The organism is Ruegeria sp. BC6 (assembly GCF_056539185.1).
The window spans coordinates 574,176-596,176 of sequence record NZ_JBQFUM010000002.1; the positions used below are offsets into that span (position 1 = coordinate 574,176).

At 60.3% G+C, this 22,001-nt stretch carries 24 protein-coding genes and 1 tRNA gene; 14 read left to right on the plus strand and 11 right to left on the minus strand.

Features of this window, described 5'->3' with window-relative positions:
* Positions 1 to 8: 8 nt before the first annotated feature.
* The 4 genes from nuoN to ACR0MM_RS10300 are packed head-to-tail and all read left to right on the plus strand — an operon-like array spanning position 9 to position 4,710.
* Complete coding sequence (nuoN, locus tag ACR0MM_RS10285; RefSeq protein ID WP_170460668.1) at positions 9 to 1,451, plus strand: NADH-quinone oxidoreductase subunit NuoN; 1,443 nt, start codon at positions 9 to 11, stop codon at positions 1,449 to 1,451.
* Positions 1,452 to 1,505: 54 nt separating this feature from the next.
* Positions 1,506 to 2,255, plus strand: coding sequence for a biotin--[acetyl-CoA-carboxylase] ligase (locus ACR0MM_RS10290; protein ID WP_222457503.1), 750 nt, complete (start codon positions 1,506 to 1,508; stop codon positions 2,253 to 2,255).
* Between the two features lie 11 nt (positions 2,256 to 2,266).
* Entirely contained in the window at positions 2,267 to 3,046 is a 780-nt protein-coding gene (locus tag ACR0MM_RS10295) for a type III pantothenate kinase (RefSeq protein ID WP_093964922.1), read from the plus strand.
* Positions 3,043 to 4,710 carry a ribonuclease J gene (locus ACR0MM_RS10300; protein ID WP_170450649.1) on the plus strand — a complete coding sequence of 556 codons (1,668 nt, stop codon included), beginning with the start codon at positions 3,043 to 3,045 and terminating at the stop codon, positions 4,708 to 4,710. The genes ACR0MM_RS10295 and ACR0MM_RS10300 overlap by 4 nt, the downstream gene beginning before the upstream one ends.
* Positions 4,711 to 4,716: 6 nt before the next feature.
* Here the strand turns inward: ACR0MM_RS10300 and ACR0MM_RS10305 are convergent, their stop codons facing one another.
* Positions 4,717 to 5,418 (minus strand): NUDIX hydrolase, encoded by a 702-nt coding sequence (locus ACR0MM_RS10305; RefSeq protein WP_480695962.1) that lies wholly within the window; start codon positions 5,416 to 5,418, stop codon positions 4,717 to 4,719.
* 24 nt (positions 5,419 to 5,442) lie between these two features.
* Positions 5,443 to 5,841 carry a DUF983 domain-containing protein gene (locus ACR0MM_RS10310; protein ID WP_480695964.1) on the minus strand — a complete coding sequence of 133 codons (399 nt, stop codon included), beginning with the start codon at positions 5,839 to 5,841 and terminating at the stop codon, positions 5,443 to 5,445.
* Positions 5,842 to 6,059: 218 nt separating this feature from the next.
* On the opposite strand from ACR0MM_RS10310, the gene ACR0MM_RS10315 reads away from it, so the two are divergent.
* The 4 genes from ACR0MM_RS10315 to ACR0MM_RS10330 are packed head-to-tail and all read left to right on the plus strand — an operon-like array spanning position 6,060 to position 7,961.
* A complete protein-coding gene (locus tag ACR0MM_RS10315) occupies positions 6,060 to 6,527 on the plus strand; it encodes an EF-hand domain-containing protein (protein ID WP_170340413.1) in 468 nt (155 codons plus the stop codon).
* A gap of 6 nt (positions 6,528 to 6,533) precedes the next feature.
* Complete coding sequence (locus tag ACR0MM_RS10320; RefSeq protein WP_480695966.1) at positions 6,534 to 7,148, plus strand: RNA polymerase sigma factor; 615 nt, start codon at positions 6,534 to 6,536, stop codon at positions 7,146 to 7,148.
* On the plus strand, positions 7,141 to 7,494 hold the full coding sequence (locus ACR0MM_RS10325; RefSeq protein ID WP_254429904.1) for a hypothetical protein: 354 nt from the start codon (positions 7,141 to 7,143) through the stop codon (positions 7,492 to 7,494). The genes ACR0MM_RS10320 and ACR0MM_RS10325 overlap by 8 nt, the downstream gene beginning before the upstream one ends.
* Positions 7,491 to 7,961 carry a periplasmic heavy metal sensor gene (locus ACR0MM_RS10330; protein ID WP_480695968.1) on the plus strand — a complete coding sequence of 157 codons (471 nt, stop codon included), beginning with the start codon at positions 7,491 to 7,493 and terminating at the stop codon, positions 7,959 to 7,961. The genes ACR0MM_RS10325 and ACR0MM_RS10330 overlap by 4 nt, the downstream gene beginning before the upstream one ends.
* Before the next feature lie 5 nt (positions 7,962 to 7,966).
* On the opposite strand, the gene ACR0MM_RS10335 is transcribed toward ACR0MM_RS10330, so the two are convergent.
* Positions 7,967 to 9,367, minus strand: a complete 1,401-nt coding sequence (locus tag ACR0MM_RS10335; protein ID WP_480695970.1) for a diguanylate cyclase — start codon at positions 9,365 to 9,367, stop codon at positions 7,967 to 7,969.
* An 88-nt stretch (positions 9,368 to 9,455) separates the two neighbouring features.
* Between ACR0MM_RS10335 and ACR0MM_RS10340 the strand changes: the two genes are divergently transcribed.
* The 5 genes from ACR0MM_RS10340 to ACR0MM_RS10360 all read left to right on the plus strand — a co-directional run bounded on the left by ACR0MM_RS10340 (position 9,456) and on the right by ACR0MM_RS10360 (position 13,859).
* Complete coding sequence (locus ACR0MM_RS10340; protein ID WP_093964931.1) at positions 9,456 to 9,740, plus strand: DUF3572 domain-containing protein; 285 nt, start codon at positions 9,456 to 9,458, stop codon at positions 9,738 to 9,740.
* 26 nt (positions 9,741 to 9,766) lie between these two features.
* Positions 9,767 to 10,459 carry an HAD family hydrolase gene (locus tag ACR0MM_RS10345; RefSeq protein WP_170365907.1) on the plus strand — a complete coding sequence of 231 codons (693 nt, stop codon included), beginning with the start codon at positions 9,767 to 9,769 and terminating at the stop codon, positions 10,457 to 10,459.
* 119 nt (positions 10,460 to 10,578) lie between these two features.
* Entirely contained in the window at positions 10,579 to 12,138 is a 1,560-nt protein-coding gene (locus tag ACR0MM_RS10350; protein ID WP_480695973.1) for a trimethylamine methyltransferase family protein, read from the plus strand.
* 144 nt (positions 12,139 to 12,282) lie between these two features.
* Entirely contained in the window at positions 12,283 to 12,867 is a 585-nt protein-coding gene (locus ACR0MM_RS10355) for a heme NO-binding domain-containing protein (RefSeq protein ID WP_170365909.1), read from the plus strand.
* A complete protein-coding gene (locus tag ACR0MM_RS10360; protein ID WP_480695975.1) occupies positions 12,867 to 13,859 on the plus strand; it encodes a diguanylate cyclase domain-containing protein in 993 nt (330 codons plus the stop codon). Before ACR0MM_RS10355 ends, ACR0MM_RS10360 begins: the two co-directional genes overlap by 1 nt.
* A 29-nt stretch (positions 13,860 to 13,888) precedes the next feature.
* Here the strand turns inward: ACR0MM_RS10360 and ACR0MM_RS10365 are convergent, their stop codons facing one another.
* The 8 genes from ACR0MM_RS10365 to ACR0MM_RS10400 form a co-directional block, all read right to left on the minus strand.
* Complete coding sequence (locus ACR0MM_RS10365) at positions 13,889 to 14,584, minus strand: CbiX/SirB N-terminal domain-containing protein (protein WP_480695976.1); 696 nt, start codon at positions 14,582 to 14,584, stop codon at positions 13,889 to 13,891.
* A 63-nt stretch (positions 14,585 to 14,647) separates the two neighbouring features.
* Entirely contained in the window at positions 14,648 to 15,580 is a 933-nt protein-coding gene (locus tag ACR0MM_RS10370; protein WP_170341050.1) for an AEC family transporter, read from the minus strand.
* 61 nt (positions 15,581 to 15,641) lie between these two features.
* Complete coding sequence (locus ACR0MM_RS10375; protein ID WP_170434760.1) at positions 15,642 to 16,439, minus strand: MBL fold metallo-hydrolase; 798 nt, start codon at positions 16,437 to 16,439, stop codon at positions 15,642 to 15,644.
* Complete coding sequence (locus ACR0MM_RS10380) at positions 16,436 to 17,251, minus strand: TatD family hydrolase (RefSeq protein ID WP_170357361.1); 816 nt, start codon at positions 17,249 to 17,251, stop codon at positions 16,436 to 16,438. Before ACR0MM_RS10380 ends, ACR0MM_RS10375 begins: the two co-directional genes overlap by 4 nt.
* Positions 17,248 to 18,369, minus strand: a complete 1,122-nt coding sequence (locus ACR0MM_RS10385; protein ID WP_480695979.1) for a DNA polymerase III subunit delta' — start codon at positions 18,367 to 18,369, stop codon at positions 17,248 to 17,250. The genes ACR0MM_RS10380 and ACR0MM_RS10385 overlap by 4 nt, the downstream gene beginning before the upstream one ends.
* A 7-nt stretch (positions 18,370 to 18,376) precedes the next feature.
* On the minus strand, positions 18,377 to 19,003 hold the full coding sequence (gene tmk, locus ACR0MM_RS10390; RefSeq protein WP_170341058.1) for a dTMP kinase: 627 nt from the start codon (positions 19,001 to 19,003) through the stop codon (positions 18,377 to 18,379).
* Positions 19,000 to 20,166, minus strand: a complete 1,167-nt coding sequence (locus tag ACR0MM_RS10395) for a D-alanyl-D-alanine carboxypeptidase family protein (RefSeq protein WP_480695981.1) — start codon at positions 20,164 to 20,166, stop codon at positions 19,000 to 19,002. The genes tmk and ACR0MM_RS10395 overlap by 4 nt, the downstream gene beginning before the upstream one ends.
* 13 nt (positions 20,167 to 20,179) lie before the next feature.
* On the minus strand, positions 20,180 to 21,283 hold the full coding sequence (locus ACR0MM_RS10400) for an SPOR domain-containing protein (RefSeq protein WP_480695983.1): 1,104 nt from the start codon (positions 21,281 to 21,283) through the stop codon (positions 20,180 to 20,182).
* 265 nt (positions 21,284 to 21,548) lie between these two features.
* Between ACR0MM_RS10400 and ACR0MM_RS10405 the strand changes: the two genes are divergently transcribed.
* Positions 21,549 to 21,638 (plus strand) — tRNA-Ser (locus ACR0MM_RS10405).
* The last annotated feature ends 363 nt before the right edge of the window (positions 21,639 to 22,001 follow it).

Here is a 22,001-nt window from a genome sequence, read left to right on the forward strand (position 1 = left end):
TTGGAGACATGATCCAGGCTGATCTCACTGTAATTCTGCCGGAAATCATTCTGGCGATCTATGCGATGGCGGCGCTGATCGGAGCTGTCTACACCAGCAAGGATGCGCTGGCTCCGGTTCTGGTCTGGACGACGGCCGGACTGATGGCGGCGCTGTCGTTCTGGATCGCGTCGAACGGCTCGGGGACCAACGTGGCCTTCAACGGCATGTTCATCGACGACGGGTTCGCCCGATTTGCAAAAGTCGCAATTCTGCTATCTGCCGCCGCGGTTCTGGTCATGAGCCAGGAATACATGGCGCGCCGGAACCTGTTGCGTTTCGAGTATCCGTTGCTGGTGGCTTTGGCTGCGGTCGGCATGATGATGATGGTCAGCGCCGGCGATCTTATGTCGCTTTATATGGGGCTCGAGCTGCAGTCGCTGTCTCTGTATGTCGTGGCGGCCCTGCGCCGTGACAGCGCCAAATCGACCGAAGCAGGGCTGAAGTATTTCGTTCTGGGTGCGCTCAGTTCGGGATTGCTGTTGTTCGGTGCATCTCTGGTCTATGGCTTCACCGGTACGACGCTGTTCTCGGGCATCATCAAAACGGTGCATCACGGGGACGTCTCCGTTGGCCTTCTGTTTGGGCTTGTTCTGCTGATCTCGGGTCTGGCATTCAAGATTTCGGCGGTTCCGTTCCACATGTGGACACCGGACGTTTACGAGGGCTCGCCCACTCCGGTGACGGCTTTCTTTGCAACCGCACCCAAAGTCGCGGCGATGGCCTTGTTCGCGCGCGTTCTGCATGATGCGTTCGGCGGTGCCATCGCGGACTGGCAGCAGGTGATCGTGCTGCTTTCGGTCCTGTCGATGTTGCTGGGGGCTGTGGCCGCCATCGGGCAGCGCGACATCAAGCGGCTGATGGCCTACTCGTCGATTGCACATATGGGGTACGCGCTGATCGGTCTGGCCGCAGGCACCGAATTGGGTGTTAAAGCGATGCTGATGTATCTGGCGATCTATGTGACCATGAATATCGGCACCTTCGCCTTCATCCTGATGATGGAGCGCGACGGAAAGCCGGTGACGGACATCGACGCCCTGCGCCAGTATTCCAAGCGGGACCCGGGCAAGGCGCTGGCCGTGCTGATCCTGATGTTCAGCCTTGCCGGCGTGCCGCCAATGCTGGGGTTCTTCGCCAAGTTCGGCGTCTGGCAAGCCGGTGTGCAAGCTGACCTGATTGGGTTGGTCATCGTATCGGCCATCGCCTCGGTGATCGGTGCCTTCTACTATCTGCGGATCGTCTTCTACATGTATTTCGGCGACGAAAACGAAGATCCGATCGAAACCCGCTCGACCCCGGTATTGTGGGTTGCTCTGATGGGGTCGGCCGCATTGATGTTGATCGGTGTGGTCTACCAGTTCGGGATCGAGGGCGCAGCGGCAGCCGCGGCGACGACGCTTGTCAACTGACCGGTTCAACAAAATCTGGAAAGGGGCTCGGCCATCAGGCCGGGCCTTTTTGGCATGAGCACCTGGCCCCAAGGATATGGTCTGCATATCCTGCAGGAAGTTGACAGCACCCTGAACGAGGCCGCGCGGATCGCACCCACTGCCACAGGTCCGGTCTGGATCATGGCGCATCATCAAACCGCCGCGCGTGGCAGACGCGGCCGGGCATGGTCCAACCCCCAGGGCAACCTGGCAGCAACCTTGTTGCTGCGGCCCGAGGGCAATCCAGAGCAGGCAGCTCTGCGCAGCTTTGTTGCCGCGCTGGCGCTTTTTGATGCCTGTGTTTCGGTCACCGGTCGCGCACAGGGGTTCGCATTGAAATGGCCGAATGACGTGTTGTTGAACGGCGGGAAACTGGCCGGCATCCTGCTGGAAAGCACGGGGCAGGGGCGCGACGTATCCCACCTTGCGGTCGGCATCGGGGTGAACCTCGCAGACGCGCCCGGTCCTGAGACAGTCGAGCAGGGGGCTCTGCGGCCCGTTTCGTTGCTGTCGGAAACCGGGGCTCAGGTGTCCGCCGAGGATTTTCTGACTGAACTCGCCGATGCCTACGCAAAGCTCGAACACCAGTTTGTTACCTACGGGTTTGAACCGATCCGCCAAGCGTGGCTGGCCCGGGCCGCGAAGCTGGGCGAGGTGATTACCGCGCGCACAGGTGCTTCGGAAACCGTCGGGACCTTTGAAACGGTGGACGCGGGCGGCAACCTTGTCCTAAACACCGCCAGGGGCCGCGTCAGCATTCCGGCGGCAGACGTGTATTTCTGAAAGGGGCGCATATGCTTCTGGCCATTGACTGCGGCAACACGAACACCGTTTTCTCGATCTGGGATGGCGAGAAATTCCTGTGCACTCTGCGCACCTCAACCCACCATGCCCGCACGGCCGATGCCTATTTCACCTGGTACTCGACCCTGGTCAAACATTACGGGATCGAGGCTGACATCACCGACGTGATCATCGCCTCGACGGTGCCGCGGGTGGTGTTCAACCTGCGGGTCTTTGCCGACCGGTTCTTTGGATGCCGGCCGTTGGTGGTGGGCAAGCCCGATTGCGAGTTGCCGGTAGCGCCGCGCGTTGATGAAGGGACGATTCCCGGTCCGGACCGTCTGGCGAATGCGGCCGGTGCTTTTGATCGGCACGGCGGGAATGTCGTGGTGGTGGATTTCGGGACCGCCACGAATTTCGATGTGGTCGCCGCTGATGGCGCTTATGTCGGAGGAGTAATCGCCCCCGGCGTGAACCTCAGTCTCGAGGCCTTGCACCAGGGCGCTGCAGCTCTGCCGCATATCGACGTGACGCGTCCCGAGAAAGTCATCGGCACAAACACGGTTGGATGTATCCAGTCAGGTGTGTATTGGGGGTATTCCGGCCTCATCGAAGGTTTGATCGACAGGATCAAGGCGGAATACGGAATGCCCATGAAGGTCATAGGGACAGGCGGCCTTGCACCGCTGTTCGATCAGGCCGATGTGGGTTTTGATGCAATTGAAGACGATCTGACGATGCACGGGCTTACCGTGATCCATCGCTACAACAAGGATACTGGCTCGGCATGAGCAGCGAAAGACTGATCTACTTGCCGCTCGGCGGCGCGGGCGAAATCGGTATGAACGCCTATGTCTACGGCTATGGCAAACCCGGTCAGGAACGCCTGATCCTGGTCGATCTGGGCGTGACCTTTCCCGACATGGATACAACGCCGGGCGTCGATCTGATCTACGCCGACATTTCGTGGTTGAAGGAACGTGCGGATCGGCTTGAGGCGATCTTCGTCACCCATGCGCACGAGGATCACGTCGGCGCCGTGGCCCATTGTCATGAAGCCCTCGGCGCGCCGGTCTACGCTCGTGCCTTCACCGCAAATATCGCGCGCCGCAAAATGGAAGATGCCGGACATCCGCCCGAAGCCGTGCGCACCGTTTCCGCCTGGCCCGAGCAGATCAAGGCAGGTCCGTTTACGGTCGGGTTCCTGCCCGTTTCGCATTCGATCCCCGAGAGTGCGGCGCTGGTGATCGACACGCCGGCTGGCCGTGTCGTGCATACCGGTGATTTCAAACTGGACACCAATCCGGTTGTGGGCGAACCGTTTGATCCCGATCTTTGGGCCGAAGTGGCCAAGCCTGGGGTCAAGGCGTTGGTTTGTGACAGCACCAACGTGTTTTCCTCGCATCCCGGTCGCTCGGAGTCGGAGGTTGGGCCGGCCATCACCCAATTGGTCGAGGACGCGACCGGTATGGTGGTTGCAACGACCTTTGCGTCGAATGTCGCGCGGGTCAAAACGCTGGCCGAGGCTGGGCATCGGGCGGGTCGGTCGGTGGTTCTGTTGGGCCGGGCCATGCGCCGTATGATCGAGGCTGCGACCGAGACCGGTATCCTGTCTGATTTTCCCCGCGTGATCAGCGCTGAGGAAGCCTTGGATCTGCCCCGCCAGAACCTGATGCTGATCGTCACCGGCAGCCAGGGTGAGCGCCGCGCGGCCAGCGCGCAGTTGGCGCGCGGCAAATACCGGGGGATCGAGCTGAAGGATGGCGACCTGTTCCTTTTCTCCTCGAAGACCATTCCGGGGAATGAACGCGGTGTGATCCGCATCATGAACCAACTGAGCGAAAAAGGCGTCGACGTGGTCGATGACAGCGCTGGCCTGTACCACGTTTCCGGCCACGCCAACCGCCCCGATCTTGAGCAGATGCATGCCTTGGTCGATCCTCAGATCGTCGTTCCGATGCACGGTGAACACAGGCATCTGCGGGAACACGCCAAGCTGGCCGAGGCCGCAGGGCGTGCCGGAGTCCTGGCGGTCAATGGTACGATGCTGGATCTGTCGGGGAACGCGCCCGAGGTCGTGGATTATGTCGAGACCGGCCGGACCTACCTGGACGGTTCCGTCAAGATTGGCGCGCTGGACGGTGTGGTGCGGGACCGCATCCGCATGGCTCTGAATGGGCACGTGACCGTAACTGTCATACTGGACGAAGACGATGAGCCACTGGGCGAACCTTGGTGCGATACCATGGGGCTGCCGGAAACCGGCGTGTCGCGTGCCGGATTGATCGAGGTGCTGGAAGAGGACCTGAACCAGTTCCTGATGCGGGCTGAGGTCAAAACGCTGCGGGACGATGACAAGCTGGAAGAAGCCATGCGTCGCATCGTTCGACAAAGTGCACAGATCGAAATCGGCAAAAAGCCCGAAGTCACGGTTGTGATAAGCCGAATGAAATAAGGCGGCTCAGTCTGTTTCGGGCATCGGGTGGCCCTTGAGGCGCTGGAACAGACTGGCTTCTTCGTTGTTCAGAAAGAACGGTACAGAGTCGGGGGGCGTTGTATCTGATACGCGCGCTTCGACTTCCGACAGAACAACCTCGGTGATGAACGGCAAGTCGAACTCCCGCGCCTGTTCCAGCGGAATCCACTGTAGATGTGACAGTTCATCCGAGGCCTGGCTGAAATCGTCCAGATCACCGGCGATGGAATCTGCGTCCAAAAGAAAAAACCGGGCGTCGAACCTGCGCGGACGTCCGGGCGGGGTAACCGCGCGGAACACGAACTGCAGCGCTTCGGCCGACGGCATGTAGCCTCTTTCCGCGAATCCGGTCCAGGCATGTGGAACCGGATCCGGCCAGGTATCCCGGGCACCGAGGATAAGGCCGGTCTCCTCCCACAACTCGCGAATTGCCGCCGCCGCCAGTGGCACATGCAGTCCGGCAGGAGCCTGATCGCTCAGCCTTTGTTGGCAAATCTCGGGTACCGGAGTGGCCAGCGGAACTTGCGCGTCCTCAGCATCCACGGCACCCCCCGGAAACACGAACTTGTTCGGCATGAAGGCCGCCGCGGCACCACGTTGGCCCATCAGAATCGACGGGCTTCGAAAACGGTCGCGCAAAACGATGATCGTCGCGGCGTCGCGAATTGCGGATTTGTCCACGGTCATGAGAAGCTCAGCTGCATTGACGGGTCACTTGCTGTCGTCGAACCCGTGCATCTTCCGGGCCCATTGAAAGCCGACGACCGCTCCTTTGAGCCTGGGCAGAAGGAACAGCGACAGCGCAACGCAAGCTATCGAAAAGCCGATTGCCATGGTCCACGGAGACGGGCGCAGGCCGACGTAAGTGACATGCAGCGCCGGAGCCAGAAGATGTCCGACCAGCAGAATGGTCAAGTAGGCCGGCCCGTCATCTGCCCTGTGGTGAAACAACTCCTGACCGCAGTTTGCGCAGGTATCATTCACCTTCAGGTAGCTGTGCAACAGCTTGCCTTTGCCGCAATTGGGGCATTTGCACCGGAACCCTTTCACGATGGCGGGCCACGTGAGGCGTTCCTCCTGAGAGAGGGTGTCGATGGTTTGATCTGTCATCTTGATACTCGCGCTCGGATTTCGGGGATATTGCGCTTGTTTCATCCCGCAGAAAAGGGGGGTGCGTCGCTTTGCGCCGACCCTCTCGAAAATATTGACCCGAAATGCAGGTTTCAATGCCGGAAAAAAATTCGCGGACAGCGACGGAAACTTTGCCGGGCTGCGTTTGAATGAATGTAAGCAGCGGCACAGGGCCGCGACAACAAAGGAAACGAGCAATGAAGAGCGCAAAATTTATCTCGGCCATCATTCTGTCTGCAGTTGCCGTCACCGGGACGGCTGCGCTGGCCAAAGGACCTCGCGACCGTGAACCGGTCAGCTTTCAGGAGCTGGATGCCAACGGGGACGGCCAGGTGACCAAGGCCGAGATGGAGGCCCATCGCCTGCAGAAGTTCACCTCGGCCGATACCGACGGTGACGGAAAGATCAGCGTCGAAGAAATGCAAGCCGAGGCCCAGAAGAAGGCAAACGACCGCGTTTCCGACATGTTCGAGCGTCATGATGCTGACAAAGACGGCTTTCTGACTGCGGACGAGTTGCCGAAACCGCGCAGGGCTGACAAGATGTTTGACCGCCTTGATGCGGATGGAAACGGATCTCTGTCCGAGCAGGAGTTCGCCAATGCACGGGATGGAATGGGTCGGCACCACAAGAAGGGTGGCCGCCCGGACCCAGACAACAACTGACGCAGGATGAAGGACGTGCCGTCCTCTGCGCATACTGTCCGCGGCGACACGGTCGCCGTGGATGCCTGCAGCGACGACGTGTTGCTGAAACGGTTTGCCGAAGGCGACGCTCAGGCAGCACGCCTGCTGACCGATCGGTTGGGGCCGCGGTGTTACTCGGTTGCTCTGCGCATGTTGAACAACAGGGCAGAGGCCGAAGACGTAACCCAGGAAGCGATGCTTCGGCTGTGGAAAGTGGCGGCGGACTGGGTTCCGGGGCAGGCCAAGATCTCGACTTGGTTGTACCGCGTGGTCTTGAACCTGTGTGTCGATCTGCGGCGGAAGAAAACGGCAGGCACATTGGACGATGTGCCAGAGCCTGAGGACGACCAGCCCAGTGTCGTGGACCGAATGCAGCAAAACGCCCGCGTGGATGCGTTGCAAGCGGCCTTGGCACAATTGCCCGAACGGCAGCGCGAAGCTGTCATTCTCAGGCATATCGAGGAGTTGTCCAATCCGGAAATCGCGGGAATCATGAGGATTTCCGTAGAAGCGGTAGAAAGTCTTGTTGCCCGCGGAAAGCGGTCGTTGACGGCCATACTGTCAGGCCGTCAGGAAGAGTTGGGGTATGACCATGTCTGACCAAGATACAGAACTGGATCTTTTGTTTGCCGAGGCACGGCAGGCGCATGTTGATCTGCCCGACGATTTGGCCGTTCGCATCCTGACGGATGCCGAGGCCATCCGGCTTGCGGCGACAAAAACAGCGAAACCCAAGTCACAAGGGTTTCTGGGCAATCTCGTTGCCGGTCTCGGGGGCTGGCAGGCGCTCAGTGGGCTTGCGGCGGCCAGCGTGGTTGGCGCATGGGTCGGCTTTGCCGCGCCGTCCTTTCTGCCGGACCCGGCAAATTACATAATGACCCAGGATGCATCCTACATGGTCGCCAATCTCGGTCTCGAGGCCGCGTTTCTGGAGGAAGCGGAATGAATGAAGACGTCAAACCCCCACGGCGCTGGGTGCCTGCGCTGCTGGTGGTATCCCTTGGTCTGAACCTGCTGGTCGCCGGGGTGATCATCGGGACTGCGCTGCGGTTTCATGGTGTGCGGGACGATGTTCCTCCCGGATTTGGGCCTGCCCTGTACCGCGCTCTTCCTGATCCGGAACGCAAGGCGCTGAGAGGCGATCTGGCCGACAAGCATCGTCGCGGGGCCGAGAAAAGGGCTCGTGATTTCAAGGCGCTTGGCAAGGCGCTGCGGGCCATTCCGTTCGACCGCGATGAAGTCCAGAACCTGCTGGAAGAACAAGCAAGGGCGAATGACGAAATCCAGGCAGCACTGCAAGAGCAATGGCTGGCTCGGGTTTCGGCCATGTCCGACGAAGAACGAAAGGCTTATGCCGACCGCTTGGAAGACGTGTTGAAGCGGCGCCCGGATCCCAAGAAACGCAAGGACTGACCTGCTTAGGCCGCGTTCTGTTTCATCCACACCTGGTTCCGGCCGGCCTGTTTTGCGGCATAAAGCGCCTTGTCCGCGCATTTGATCAGGCTTTCGGCCGACAGTGAGCCGTCCGGAATTGGGGAGAAGGGTGGCTCGCACACCTTCAGCCCGATGCTGACCGTCACCGGAAGCCGGGCAGGAATGTCCGGCAGGACGATCGGTACGCTGCTGACGCCGCTGCAGATATCGGCCGCCTTCTTGAGCGCCTTTTCGCGGGTCGCGTTTGGCAGTCCGAACAGGAATTCCTCTCCTCCGATGCGAGCGAGGAAACCGTCTGGTCCGAAAGCGCGCTTCATCCGTTTTCCGGCCTCGACCAAAACCCTGTCACCGGCACTGTGGCCGTAACGGTCATTGATGGATTTGAAATGGTCCAGGTCGGCCAGCATGATCGCAAATCCCCGCTGTTTGTGCACCGAACTGTGCAGCAATTGGTCCATCGCGGTCTGTGCGAAACGACGGTTGTTCAGGCCGGTCAGCGTGTCGATCCACGATTCCTCAAGCCCACGGCGCAACGAGTCGCGCATTTGCTCGTCATGCGCCTTGCGTGCAATCAACGCCTCGACCCGAAGCGATACTTCGTCAGGGCAGAACCCTCCGAGGCAAATTGCATCGGCGCCGCGATCCAAGGCCTCGGCGGCAAGAGTGGCGTTGTCATCGGGAATGATTCCGATCAGAGCGGTTCGCCGGGTGCCGGTGCGGGATTTGAGGTCGGCCAACATGTTCAGGCCGGATGGATCGCTGTTCAGTTCGACAACTATCGCGTCAGGTATGGTGCCGGACAAGACTCCGCTGAGGTTGGGCAGGGTATGGCTGCACACCGAATGCTGCGTTCGTCCGTTCAGGGCCTTGTGCCACAGCGTGCGAGTACGTGCGGTGTGGGCCAAGACGGCGATCTGACCATGCCGCGCGGGCGTGATCATTGCTGCGGGGGCTTCGGCAAATCCCACGGATTGAGGGTTGCCACTGTTCTTCAGATCCTGAGTTTCCGCACGGGCGCGCAGCAGGCTTCGCACACGCGCCAGCAACAGCGTATCTTTGAACGGATAGGCCAGAACGTCATCCAGCCCCTCGGACAGGTTCCGCAGCCGGGCGGTCCGATCGTTCTGAGGCGCAATCGCGACCACAGGGACATCCTGCAGGGCCGGAACGGACAGCATCAATCTTTTGACGTCGCCCGCGTCTCCGTCGGGTAGTGTCTGGGCCGTCAGCACCAGATCCGGCCGGGTCCGCCGCAGCAACGCCCCAAGACCAGCCAGCTTCTCGCCCTGCACGACATGATACCACGCCGCCGTCAGCTGCACCTTCAGCATGATGCGATTGGTCGAGACCCCGTCGAGGACAAGGATGGTTCCCTGCACGGACATTGTTTTCACCGTAGATTGCATGCCTTGCCAAAGTGTTTATGAGTCTGGTTAACAAACCCTTTCCAAATCTTCGAACCGGGGCCTGATCATGCCGATCTCTGCCGAATTCGCCGAAACTCTGGCCTTGAAAGCGCTTGGGTGGCTTGTTGGGAACGATGAATTGTTGCCTGTTTTCCTTGGTTCGACCGGCGCCTCGACGGATGACCTGAGGGACCGCGCCACAGAGCCCGAGTTTCTTGCTTCGGTGCTGGAATTTCTGATGCTTGACGATTCGTGGGTGTTGGCCTTTTGTGACGCAAACGCTGTCCCCTACGATCAACCGGCCCAGGCCCGAAGCGTCCTGTCAGGCGGCGCGGATGTTCATTGGACCTGAACGGGTCCGCGCAGGAGCAAGAATGCATGTCGATTGATGCGCTGGTTTTTGACAAGGACGGAACCCTGTTTGATTTCGCCGCCACGTGGGGGGCGTTCGGCAAGGCGGTGCTGCTGCGTCTGAGCGAGGGCGACAATGCGCGTGCGTCCGTGCTTGGAAAGAGCATTGGCTTTGACTTCGCGACAGGGACCTATTCCGAGGACAGTATCGTGATCGCTGGCACCGTCGACGAGGTCGCCGACGCCTTGTTCCCCGACCTTGACGGCTGGTCCCGCGAGGATCTGGTTCAGACCTTGAATGCGGCTTCTGCCCATGCGCCTCAGGTCGAGGCCGTTGCGCTTGCACCTTTTCTGCAATTCCTGAAAGACGCCGGCAAGAAGCTGGGTGTTGCGACCAATGACGGCGAGATGCCGGCGAAACGGCACCTGGCCTCGGTCGGAATCGAGACCTATTTCGATTTCATTGCGGGGTATGACAGTGGCCACGGGTTCAAGCCTGGGCCCGGCCAGTTGTTGGCTTTTGCCCAACATGTTGGCGTCCCACCGGACCGGATCGCCATGGTCGGCGACAGTCTGCACGATCTGGAGGCCGGTCGCGCCGCCGGCATGACCACTATCGGTGTTCTGACTGGATTGGCAAAGGTTGAGGATCTTGCACCGATGGCTGATGTCGTTCTTCCCGATATCAGCCACATCCCCGGCTGGCTGAACCTTCGTTAAAGCGCCTTGCCTGAAAATCGGCGGTTCATGAGTTGAAACCGACCTTGGCTGTCGCAGACAGAGCGGCCAGAGACCGGACTTCGGGTCTTGTTTGAGAGTAACAATCGCCGGAGGAACAGATGGCCGACACGAATACTCGCAAGCGCAGGGGTGGTGGACGCGCAGGCGCTGCAGCGCGCCGCGGTGCGGCAGTCATCGACCAGATGCCATGGAACCCGCCGATCAACATCGACCGGCCAACCGAACCGTTGGGCCCCGAGGGCGTCGATGCCATCCATGACGGCGCCATGCGTATTCTCGAGGAAATCGGCATCGAGTTCTACAATCAGGAAGCCTTGGAGATCCTGCGTGAAGCTGGATGCATCGTCAACGGCGACAACGTGCGCATGGGTCGTGACTTCGTTATGGAAATGGTCGCCAAGGCGCCGTCGACCTTTACCATCACGCCGCGCAACCCGAACCACACGATCGAGATCGGCGGCAAGACGATGTTGTTCGGAAATGTCTCGTCACCGCCGAACTACTGGGACATGGAGATCGGCAAGAAGGTTCCCGGCAACCGCGAAATGTGCCAGAACCTGTTGAAGTTGACGCAGTATTTCAACTGCATCCACTTTGCCGGAGGCTACCCGGTCGAGCCGGTTGACCTGCACGCCAGCGTCCGGCACCTGGATGTCCTTTATGACAAGCTGACGCTGACGGACAAGGCGATGCATGCCTATTCGTTGGGCAAAGAGCGCGTAGAGGATGTCATGGAAATGGTGCGCATCGCAGGCGGCCTCAGCCACGAGGAATTCGAGGCGTCACCGCGCATGTACACCAACATTAACTCGACCTCGCCTCTGAAACACGACCACCCGATGATCGACGGGTGCCTGCGGCTGGCCCGGCGGGGGCAGGCCATTGTCGTCACGCCATTCACTTTGGCGGGGGCGATGGCCCCGGTAACCATGGCCGGTGCCGTTGCGCAGTCGCTGGCCGAGGCGCTGTGTGCGATTGCCTTGTTCCAGTACGTCCGGCCCGGCATCCCATGTGTCATCGGGACGTTCACCTCGAATGTCGACATGAAGTCCGGTGCGCCCGCGTTTGGCACGCCTGAATACATCCGGTCGACCCAGATGACCGGCCAGATGGCGCGGTTCTATGGGCTGCCCTTGCGCTCGTCCGGTGTCTGCGCGGCCAATGTGCCGGACGGCCAAGCTGTCTGGGAGACGTCGAATTCACTCTGGGCGGCGGTGCAGTCGGGGACCAACATGGTCTATCACGCGGCCGGATGGCTGGAGGGCGGCCTGATCGCGAGCCCGGAGAAGTTCATCATGGACTGCGAGATATTGCAGCAAATCCAAAGATATATGCAGCCCGAGATCTGCGCCACAGGCCCGGACGAAATCGCACTGGAAGCCATCCGCGCGGTCGGGAACGATGGGCACTTCTTTGGCATCCAACACACGCAGGATCGCTATACCACCGCGTTCTATCAACCCTTCCTGAGCGATTGGAAAAACTACGAGGGCTGGGAAGTCGCGGGCGGGATCTGGACAGCCGAACGGGCGCATCTGATGTTCAAGGAGATCACCAACAGCTTTGAGGCTCCGCCCATGGATGAGGCGATCCGAGAGGAACTGGCTGACTTCGTCGCACGTCGCAAAGCCGAAGGGGGCGCGCCGACCGATTTCTGATAGCGCATCATCGGGCAGGCAGCTGGAACGGCAGGATATCTCATCCTGAGATTTCCGTGAATTTTCCGCATCTTGAACTGCCGCATTTGGCCTTTGTTAAGATCTTTGAGGTGGGATCGGCATGAAACCTTTTTGAGGGCATTCATGCACGGATTGATCAACAGGGCAGTTCAATCGTTTGTATGCGCGACCTATGGGCGTGAGCGCTGGCTTCGGGCGACCGAGGCCGCTGAACTTGGGTTCGCCGAGTTCGAAGCGATGCTCGTCTACGACCGGGAAAAGTCATATCGCCTGCTGGACGTGGTCTGCGATCAATTGAACCGTTCGCGGGACGAGTTTCTGGAAGATCTCGGAACCTATCTGGTCTCACACCCCAACATGGAAGGATTGCGGCGCCTTCTGCGCTTTGGCGGCGTTACCTATGTCGAGTTTCTGCAGTCTTTGGATGATCTGGCCGACCGGGTCAAACTGGCGGTCTCTGACCTTGAATTGCCTGCCCTGGAACTGCTGGAGCGTTCGCCCACAGAATTCGAACTGCGCTGCCATCCCGGGCTGGATGGGTATGCCAATGTCATGATCGGGATCTTGCGAGCAATGGCGGACGACTATGGCGCGCTCGTGATTCTGAGGCATGCCGGGCAGAGGGGCGGGGTGGACGTCATCTCGATGGTTCTGGTCGAAAGCGCCTTTGCCGAGGGTCGTCACTTTGATCTGGGGGCGCGGAACTGATGATGGAGCTGGATCAACTGGGCAGGATGTTGGAGACGTTGTGCCCGATGTTCGCCTTGGTGGATCAGGATGGGCGTATCCTTCAGGTCGGGCCGACACTGCAAAAACTGCGCCCGGACCAGCCGATGGTCGGCAGCGGCATTCTGGAAATTTTTGAAGTGGTAAGGCCCAGAACCGTAACGACTCTGCCGGCGTTGATGGCGACGGCAGGTACCAAGCTTCATCTCAAGCTTCACGATGAACCGCGCACAGCATTGAAGGGTTTGGTGGCGCCGCTGCCTGACGATGCAGGCGCGGTTATCAACCTGTCCTTCGGGATATCGATCTTGGACGCTGTACGAGACTATGCCCTGACAAGTGCGGATTTCTCGGGAACCGACCTCGCGATTGAATTGCTCTACCTGGTCGAGGCCAAGTCTGCGGCGATGGAGGCTTCGAGGTCGTTGAACCTGCGGCTTCAGGGGGCAATGCTTGCGGCCGAGGAACAGGCCTATACGGATACTCTGACCGGCCTCAAGAACCGGCGCGCGATGGACCATATTCTCGAGCATTTGGTTTCAACGAAATCCACTTTTGCGTTGATGCATCTGGACCTGGATTTCTTCAAAGCCGTGAACGACGAATTGGGGCATGCCGCGGGCGACTATGTCCTGTCCCAGGCCGCTCGGATCATGCTGGAAGAAACCCGCAGCGACGACACCGTCGCCCGGATCGGCGGCGATGAATTTGTTTTGATATTCAAAAGCCTGTCGAGCAGGGCTCAACTTGAACGGATCGCCAACCGCCTGATTAGCCGCCTTCAGAAACCTATGGTTTTCGAGGGCGAGACCTGCGCGGTCTCGGCGAGCATCGGGACCGCCCTTACGTCACAGTTTCTGTCCCCGAAACCGGCTGAGATTCTGCACGCGGCGGATTTGGCCCTGTACGAGGCCAAGCGAAACGGTCGGTCGTGCCATCGCTTCTATTCCGAAGCGGCGCCGGCACCGGAGTAGCCCGGTGCGTTGATAAGCTGGCTGATTGGCTACGCAACGAAAGCCCCGTCCAATGCGCGCGCGATATGCGACTGGACTTCATCCAACTCGCCGACCACAGGCAGCACCGGGCCACGAAATGCGGCCTTGCCCAGCTCGGCGGGAATATCATCCAACACGTGGCCCCCGGTGCAGGCAAAGAACGGCAGGCAGATCGCATGATCCCCGGTCATTTGGGCGGCGTCACTGATCGATGGGGGTTCTTCGACAAATCCGCAGCGGATTGATTTCAGCGATATCAACCCGGCCAAGCGGTCAGCGAATTCGTGGGTGACAGCTGCCGGGTTGCGGCTGCGGCCTGAGCCGTGTGCGGCAATCAGCAGATCCGTTGACGTGGTGCTCCAACCTTGCTCGTCGATCAATGGTTGCAGGGCGCGCGCCACCAGGTTGGGTAGCTGCGGGTCAACGCCCAGCGGGTCGAGTTGCCGAACTGCGCGCCCTTCAAGGCGCTTGGGAAGCGCAGAAGTCACGAACCACCCTTTCGCCATGAACAAAGGATAAATCGCGCTGCCGTCCGGAATGTCATCAAGGACCTTTTCCAACGCGCCTGGCGCGGCGAGGGTCGCCGATCTGACTGTGACTCTATCCGTCAGTTGATCGATCCGAGCGGCCAGTCTGGCCAGAGATGCCTCGGCCGGGTCTGGGTCGGAGGGTTGGCCATGCGCTACGATGACGGCAGTCGGCATGCTGGGGCTTCCTTGTACTGTTTCGGGATAGGTGTGGCGCCCTCCCGCAAAGTCAATTCGTCTTTATCCGAGCAACGTCAACCACATCCATACCGTAAGAATGGACACGCCTGTGCCAATCAAAACCGAAGAGGCGGCAACTCGTTTGGCCCGGCCATACATGTTGGCGAAGATGTAGGCGTTGAAACCGGGGGCCATCGCCGCGTTCAGAACGCCCGAGCGGAAAAGATCTTGCGGCAGGGCGGTCGCTGTACCGAACAACCAGACCAGGCTTGGATGCAGAACAAGTGAAACGCAGCAAACATAGCCGATTGTCCGCAGGTCGCCTTCGGGCTTGTATTTGACCAGAACTCCACCCAGGGCGAACAGGGCGCCGGGCAATGCGGCGCGGGTCACCAGACTCAAGGCCTCGTCTGCCACTGCCGGAATGCCGACGCCCGTGAGATTGACGATGAAGCCCAGAGCGATGCCCAGGATCAGCGCGTTCTTGAACATTGCCGAAAGCACCGATCGAGCCATGCGCATACCGCCATTGCCTCGGTTGCGGATGACCTCCATCACGGTAATGCCGACGCAGTAGCAGAACGGCGAGTGGAACGCGATGATCGCATAGTTTCCGGTCAGGTTGTCGGGCCCATAGGCGCGTTCGGTGATCGGCAGGCCCAGCAGGACCGAGTTCGAAAACAGGCAGCAGAACCCGATCGCGACGCAGTCTTCCCATTCGCGCTTGAATATCAGGCGAGCGCCAAATACCCCCGCAAGGAAACACAGAGCTGCGGCTGTATAGAAACTGCCCAGAAGGCGCGGGTCAAAGCTGGCGCTCAGGTCCAGATGGGCGATGGCCAGAAACAGCAGGCAGGGGATTGCGAACCCCTGCGTGAACTTCATCAACCCATCGATATGAACTTCTTTGAAATAGCCCGTCAGCGTCGAGACATAACCAGCCCCAATCACAAGAAAGACCGGAAGGATGACGTCGATCAGGCTTTGCAACATGTCACGACCTCAATCCAGGCTGTTCGGTCAGAGCTGGGGGAAGCGCGTGCAATCCGATGTCCTACAATGGCTGCCGGATCACCATGCCGTCATAGGCAGGCTCGACATGGTCAGGGGTCTCGGCATCGACGGCTGCATAGTCCAGATCGATGTGCATATTGGTCAGAACCGCCCGAGCCGGCTTTAGCTGTTCGATCCAGCCAAGGGTCTTTTCCAGGTGGGCATGGGTCGGATGTGGGTTCCGGCGCAGCGCGTCGATCACGAGGCAGTCCAATCCCTGAAGCTCGGGCCAGGCATCATCGTAGATTTCCGCAACATCAGGCAGATAGGCCAGGTTGTTCATACGAAAACCAAGCGCATCGATCGATCCGTGGTTCACCTTGAACGGGCGAAACGGGATTGATCCTCCCGGACCGTCTATCTCGAACGGACCGTCAATTGTCTTCAGGTCGAGGATCGGTGGATAGGGTGAGCCTTCGGGTTGAATGAACGCGTAGCCGAACCGCCCCAGCAATGCGTTTTGCGTGTCGCCATCCGCCCAAACGGGCACCCGCGCGCGCATGTTGAAAACGATCATGCGCAGGTCGTCGATGCCGTGGACATGATCGGCATGCGAGTGTGTGTAGACAACGGCGTCGAGGCGTCCGGTTCTGGTGTCCAGCAGTTGGCTGCGCATGTCCGGGGTCGTGTCGATCAGAACCGAGGTCGTGCCGTCCGGCCCGTCCCGTTCAACCAGCATCGAGCACCGGCGGCGGATATTGCGCGGATTTTGCGGGTCACAATCTCCCCAATGCCCACCCAACCGGGGGACACCGCCAGAGGAGCCACAGCCCAGGATCGTGAACCGCAGCATGCTCATTCGGCAACCGGGTAGGCGGCCGCCTTCGCAAACAGTCGATCAAAATTCGCTTGGGTCTGCGCGGCGAAATCCGGGTAGTCCATGCCAAACAGTTCGGCGCCGACCCGGGCGGTGAAAGCGGTATAGCCGGGCTCGTTCCGCTTGCCCCGGTGCGGCGGCGGGGCCAGGTATGGTGCGTCGGTCTCTATCAGAATTCGATCGACAGGCGCTGCCGCAAAGATATCCCTCAGCTCTTGGCTTTTTGGAAAGGCCGCGATGCCGGACATGGAGAGGTAGAACCCCAAATCCAACGCTGCCCGTGCCAGTTCGGCCGAAGACGAGAAGCAATGCATCACACAGGAGTAAGGTGCGTTCCGAAACTCGTCCTGCAGGATCGCCGCCATGTCCTCGTCGGCTGCACGGGCGTGAATGATCAGCGGCAGGCCTGTACTTTGGGCGGCCTGAATGTGAACCCTCAACGAGCGTTTTTGTATTTCGGCGCTGTCGGCGGTGTAGTGATAGTCCAGCCCGGTTTCGCCGATGCCGACAAATTTCGGATGTCGGGACAATGCGACGAGTTCGTCGACGCTCGCCAGTGGCTCTTCGGACGCGCTCATGGGATGGGTGCCCGCAGCGTAGAAAACCGGGGCATGTGTTTCGGCGATCGCGCGCACGGTCGGCTCATTGCGCAGACGTGTGCAGATCGTCACCATGCGTGTCACGCCCGCTTCGACCGCACGAGCGATGATTGCGTCCAACTGGCCCTCGAAATCCGGGAAATCCAGATGGCAATGGCTGTCAGTGATTGCGGGAGGTTGGGGCGTGTCGCTCATCTGCTCGGACCGGCGGTTTCCTGAATCTTGAACACCGTATCTAGGACGACGGCGACAGGGTCAAGGTTCACCGCCTTCCCGTGCCGCGCACGGGCCGTGATGATGGATGCGGCCTCGGCCCAGCCCAAGGCTTGTGGGCGCGAGGATGACAGGCGCAACAGAACTTCGGCTTCGTTTGGCGCAGCTTCGGGCTGCGGAGGCGCGCCGGTCGCACCTGTCAGAGCAAGGCGAGAAAGGGCGATGTCAATCAGATTCAAAAGCAGGTCATAGCGCTCGGCTGCTCCGCGCTGCGCGGCCGCTTCGGCCAAAGCCAGCGCGCGCTGGCGGTCGAGGCGGGGCAGGGTGCCAAGTATCTGGATCAGCTCGGCATAGATCTCCATCCCGCCCAGATTGATCAGCCTTACCGCGTCGCCCACGGATCCGGCGGCCAAAGCCGCGAGGTGATCGGATTGCGGAGGCAACTCGGCCCCGGTCTGTGCCAGCGCCGATTTCATGTCCTCCGGCGACAGCGGTGACAGGCGCAGGGTACGGCACCGCGAGCGGATCGTCGGCAACAGCCGTGACGGCTGATGCGAAACCAGCAGCAGTGTCGTGCGGGCGGGAGGCTCTTCGAGCATTTTCAACAACGCGTTTGCGGCGCTGACATTCATTTCGTCCGCCGAATCCACGATAACCACGCGGCGCCCTCCGTCCGCTGAACTGAGGCCGAAGAAGCGCCCCAATTTTCGGATATCATCGACAACGATCTCGCTACGCAGGCGGCCCTGATCATTCAGGGATCTGGTGATCGCGGCCAGACCGGGTTCGGCGCCAGCCAGCATCCTTGCTGCAACCGGGTGGTCCGGCGCGATGTCGAGTGTCGTCGGATCCTCGGGCGCACCGAACAGCCCGTCATCCTGTTGCGGCGGCGTGGCCAACAGAAACCGCGCGATGCGCCATGCCAGGGTCGCTTTGCCCACGCCACGAGGGCCGGTCAGAAGCCACGCGTGATGCAGCCGGTCAGACGCAAAGGCGGTCAGGAAGGCTTGCTCGGCCGCATCCTGTCCAAACAGCCTGCGTGTCTCACGCGGGTGAAGCGCGCCGGGCGCCTGGTCCGGTGTGGGTGTGTCGTCGCTCATTCGTGAATTACCGCAGAACCTTCAGGACGGTTTCTCTCACATCCACGGCCACGCTGTCCACGTCGCGATTGCCATCGATCACACGGAACCGGTCCTTGAACTCGTCCGCCAGCGCAAGGAAACCCGAGCGCATACGTTTTTGAAGGGCCGGACCAAAATCCTCGAACCGCTCTTCGGTGCCTTGCCGGCCTTTGGCGCGGGATAGCCCGATTTCCGGATCCATATCGATCAGCAAGGTCAGATCTGGCTCGCGGCCGATCATCAGGCCGTGGAGTTGGTCCACCAACGCGCGCAGATCTCCGCGCGACAGGCCCTGATACATTCGGGTGCTGTCGGCGAACCTGTCGCAAATCACGATCTTACCCGCATTCAAGGCCGGTTCGATCGTGCGCTCCAAATGATCGCGTCGTGCGGCCGTGAACAGAAGAATTTCGGTTTCCGCCGACCACCTGTCGGGGTCGCCTTCGAGGACCAACCGGCGAATTTCCTCGGCCCCGGGCGAACCGCCTGGCTCACGCGTCAGAACAACGTCATGTCCGGCCGCCTCGAGGCTTTCTGCCAGCCTGCGGGCCTGCGTGGACTTGCCCGAACCGTCGATCCCCTCGAATGTCAGGAACAGACCGCGCGGGCTCACATCGACTCCAGCGGGGTGTTGATCATGTCTTTCAGGACGATGCCGCCCACGGTCATCAGCCGCACCAGGAACCCGCCCATCGCCACATCTTCGGCCGCGACCAGAGGGCGCCGGATTTCGGGCAAACCTTCGGGCTGGATCACAAGTTCGGCCAGTTGTTGGCCCTTGGCGATCGGAGCGTTGATCGGGCCTTGATACACGACTTCGGCCTGCACGTTCTGATCGCCCAGAACGGGGAACAGAAGGGTGAGGTCACCGTCGGGCACAAGCCCAACCGTCTTTTGCGCGCCCATCCACACTTTGGCCTGTGCTATCGGCGTTTCGGCGTTGGCAACTGTCCTCTCGATAAAATTTCGAAACGACCAGTTAACCACGGCCTCAGCCTCCTCTGCCCGGCGAGAGATGCTGTCGAGCCCGGAAAGAACGAAGACCACCCGGCGATCGCCTTGCTTGGCCGATCCGACAAGGCCATAGCCCGCCTCTTGCGTGTGGCCGGTCTTCAGGCCATCGGCACCGATATCCAGTTTCAGCAACGGGTTGCGGTTGTTCACGTTCGACGGGGCACGGCCGTCGAATTCGAAGGTTTCCTCGGCAAACAGCGGATAGTATTCGGGAAAATCGGTGATCAGCCTGTCGGCCAGTACGGCCAGATCATGAACCGACATCATGTGACCCGCAGCAGGCCAGCCGTTCGAGTTGGTGAAGTTCGAGTGGTTCATGCCCATCTGCCTGGCGCGTTGGGTCATGTAACGCGCAAAGCCGGCCTCGGTACCGTCCGGGCTGAGCGCTTCGGCGATCACGACACAGGCGTCATTGCCGGACAGGACGATGATGCCTCGCAGCAGGTCCTCGACCCGGACCCGGTCCTGCGTGTTCAGGAACATGGTCGAGCCGCCATAGCTCATGGCATGTTCCGAGACCGGAAGCGTTTCATCCAGCGTCAGTCGACCGTCGCGCAGAGCTTCGAATGACACGTAGAGCGTCATCAGCTTGGACATCGATGCTGGTGGAAGCGGTTCATCGGCATTCTTCGACAACAGCACAGTGCCTGTCGTTTGATCGATCACGTAGGCCGCGCGCGCGGACGTGTCGAAGGCGTGAACCGGCAGGGCCAGCAGGGCAAGGCCCGCGGCCAGAACAGCCGATTTGAGTGAGGTCAGCATTGGACCCTCCTGTTCAGTTCTTCACGATAAAGGCATCGGTAAAGCCCAGGTCTTTCATATCTCCGAGGATCGCCTTGCGTTCGGCGCGGGTTGTGGCAGGGCCGACCAATACACGCCAGACCGACTTGCCCGCCGACTCCAGTTCTAGAACTTCGGCCGCCAATCCGTTCGTGCGGACCTTTTCGGCCGCGGCTTTCGCATTCGCTTCAACCCCGAACGTTCCGATCTGAACATAGGGTTTGGTCAGGTTCGACGATGCGGCTGTGGCACTGGCCGCCGCAGCCGGCGTCGGCTCGGATGCGTCAATGGCGGCCGCTGCACCTGCGATCGGGTCCAATGGCGTCTCGGTAATTTCATTGGGATCTTTCTTCTGCCACCACTTGCGTTTTTTCTGGGCGGGTGGCGGTGCGACGACCGGATCCGTCAATGCAGCGGTCGCGGACGCATCTGCTGCTTCCTCAATTGCGGGCGCAGCTTCTTCGGCGGCGGCGCTTGCGGCCGCTCCGGCCGCGGCAGCACCGGCGACCACGGCACCGGTGTTTTCAGGTGTTTTTTTCTGCCACCATTTCCGCTTGGCCGGCTTTTCTTCGACATTTTCGTCGGGCCCGGCCGTTGTGACTTCTTCGGCTGCGGTTGCTTCGGCGGCGTCTGCAGTTTCTTCGGTCGGGGCTGCTTCGGGTTCCGGCGAAGACTCCGGCTCGATCGTTTCGCGGCGGAGTGCAACCACCTGCAGACGGGCAGGAGCGCCGGCAAGCATTCCCAGTTTTTCCGCCGCTGCCGAGGACACCTGAAGGGCTGGCCCGGGCAGGTTTCGTTCCCGGCGGAACAAGGCGCCCGTTACGGTCTTGTTGTTGCTTGTGTTCTTGATGGCGACCCGCTCGGGCTGAGACGCGCCGGGGTGCGCGACCCAGATGCCACCCAACGAAGGACGCCCATCCCATAGCCCGGCCTCGGTCACTTCGAAGACGTCCGGCGCTTCAACATCGCGCTGAGAGCCGCTGGCGACTTCGGGGAACAGTTCAGTGGTGTTGCTTTGGGTCTGCCCATCGTCACTGGCTGCCTCCGAGGAAGACTTGCCTGCGTTCAAAGCTTCGTCACATCCCGTCAGGGCAGTCATTGCAACAACCAGCACCGCCAACGGCCGCGGTCCAAAGCGTGTCTCTGTCGCTCGCTTCATATTGTGTTATCCCTTGCCTGTAGGGCCTTTGCGTGGCTGGCCCCGACTGCGGTTCGACCGGTTCTTTTGCCGGCCTCCTGCAGTCATCGCGCAAATCATAACCTGCGGGTTGTTTCAAGGAAAGACCGCGGGTCCGGCTTCGGCAAGAAATCCCTCTTTTGGACTTGCCACCAACCGATGTTCGTCTTAGACCGCTGCCTGCGCCGGGGAGGTGGCAGAGTGGTCGAATGCGGCGGTCTTGAAAACCGTTGGGCGTGAGAGCGTCCCCAGGGTTCGAATCCCTGTCTCCCCGCCACTCATACCTGTCTCACTTCAGTTGTATTTTCTGATCCGGAATTGTTACGCAATTCCCGCGCGTTGGCGCATGCGCTTTCAATCAGAGACGAAGCAAACCGTACATTCAGAGGACAATTCAGGCGCGAGTCTCAGTGTCGCATTTTAGCGGGGTCGCTTTGGGCTGGATTTCCCTGATAACCTGCAATTTACAGGGAATATTCGCAAACCGGGACTGACTTCCGTCATTTCTTCTATCAGAACTGTATGTTTCTCAGAGGTTTATGTTGCAAATTCCCTAAAAGGTGGAACAGGGAATTTCCTCGTGCGAACAGGGAATTGTTCCGCCGGATCAGGGAGGGCGAAGTCTGTATCAGGGACGCAG

What these genes read in the sequence shown, in the direction of transcription:
- ACR0MM_RS10360 (WP_480695975.1), top strand. Translation starts at nt 12,867, where the DNA reads ATGATGGAGCTGGATCAACTGGGCAGGATGTTGGAGACGTTGTGCCCG.
- ACR0MM_RS10375 (WP_170434760.1), bottom strand. Translation starts at nt 16,439, where the DNA reads ATGAGCATGCTGCGGTTCACGATCCTGGGCTGTGGCTCCTCTGGCGGT.
- ACR0MM_RS10400 (WP_480695983.1), bottom strand. Translation starts at nt 21,283, where the DNA reads ATGACTGCCCTGACGGGATGTGACGAAGCTTTGAACGCAGGCAAGTCT.
- ACR0MM_RS10335 (WP_480695970.1), bottom strand. Translation starts at nt 9,367, where the DNA reads ATGTCCGTGCAGGGAACCATCCTTGTCCTCGACGGGGTCTCGACCAAT.
- ACR0MM_RS10290 (WP_222457503.1), top strand. Translation starts at nt 1,506, where the DNA reads ATGAGCACCTGGCCCCAAGGATATGGTCTGCATATCCTGCAGGAAGTT.
- ACR0MM_RS10315 (WP_170340413.1), top strand. Translation starts at nt 6,060, where the DNA reads ATGAAGAGCGCAAAATTTATCTCGGCCATCATTCTGTCTGCAGTTGCC.
- ACR0MM_RS10395 (WP_480695981.1), bottom strand. Translation starts at nt 20,166, where the DNA reads ATGCTGACCTCACTCAAATCGGCTGTTCTGGCCGCGGGCCTTGCCCTG.
- ACR0MM_RS10305 (WP_480695962.1), bottom strand. Translation starts at nt 5,418, where the DNA reads ATGACCGTGGACAAATCCGCAATTCGCGACGCCGCGACGATCATCGTT.
- ACR0MM_RS10345 (WP_170365907.1), top strand. Translation starts at nt 9,767, where the DNA reads ATGTCGATTGATGCGCTGGTTTTTGACAAGGACGGAACCCTGTTTGAT.
- ACR0MM_RS10385 (WP_480695979.1), bottom strand. Translation starts at nt 18,369, where the DNA reads ATGAGCGACGACACACCCACACCGGACCAGGCGCCCGGCGCGCTTCAC.
- ACR0MM_RS10365 (WP_480695976.1), bottom strand. Translation starts at nt 14,584, where the DNA reads ATGCCGACTGCCGTCATCGTAGCGCATGGCCAACCCTCCGACCCAGAC.
- ACR0MM_RS10310 (WP_480695964.1), bottom strand. Translation starts at nt 5,841, where the DNA reads ATGACAGATCAAACCATCGACACCCTCTCTCAGGAGGAACGCCTCACG.
- ACR0MM_RS10370 (WP_170341050.1), bottom strand. Translation starts at nt 15,580, where the DNA reads ATGTTGCAAAGCCTGATCGACGTCATCCTTCCGGTCTTTCTTGTGATT.
- ACR0MM_RS10350 (WP_480695973.1), top strand. Translation starts at nt 10,579, where the DNA reads ATGGCCGACACGAATACTCGCAAGCGCAGGGGTGGTGGACGCGCAGGC.
- ACR0MM_RS10320 (WP_480695966.1), top strand. Translation starts at nt 6,534, where the DNA reads ATGAAGGACGTGCCGTCCTCTGCGCATACTGTCCGCGGCGACACGGTC.
- ACR0MM_RS10300 (WP_170450649.1), top strand. Translation starts at nt 3,043, where the DNA reads ATGAGCAGCGAAAGACTGATCTACTTGCCGCTCGGCGGCGCGGGCGAA.
- ACR0MM_RS10355 (WP_170365909.1), top strand. Translation starts at nt 12,283, where the DNA reads ATGCACGGATTGATCAACAGGGCAGTTCAATCGTTTGTATGCGCGACC.
- ACR0MM_RS10340 (WP_093964931.1), top strand. Translation starts at nt 9,456, where the DNA reads ATGCCGATCTCTGCCGAATTCGCCGAAACTCTGGCCTTGAAAGCGCTT.
- ACR0MM_RS10380 (WP_170357361.1), bottom strand. Translation starts at nt 17,251, where the DNA reads ATGAGCGACACGCCCCAACCTCCCGCAATCACTGACAGCCATTGCCAT.
- ACR0MM_RS10330 (WP_480695968.1), top strand. Translation starts at nt 7,491, where the DNA reads ATGAATGAAGACGTCAAACCCCCACGGCGCTGGGTGCCTGCGCTGCTG.
- ACR0MM_RS10295 (WP_093964922.1), top strand. Translation starts at nt 2,267, where the DNA reads ATGCTTCTGGCCATTGACTGCGGCAACACGAACACCGTTTTCTCGATC.
- nuoN (WP_170460668.1), top strand. Translation starts at nt 9, where the DNA reads ATGATCCAGGCTGATCTCACTGTAATTCTGCCGGAAATCATTCTGGCG.
- ACR0MM_RS10325 (WP_254429904.1), top strand. Translation starts at nt 7,141, where the DNA reads ATGTCTGACCAAGATACAGAACTGGATCTTTTGTTTGCCGAGGCACGG.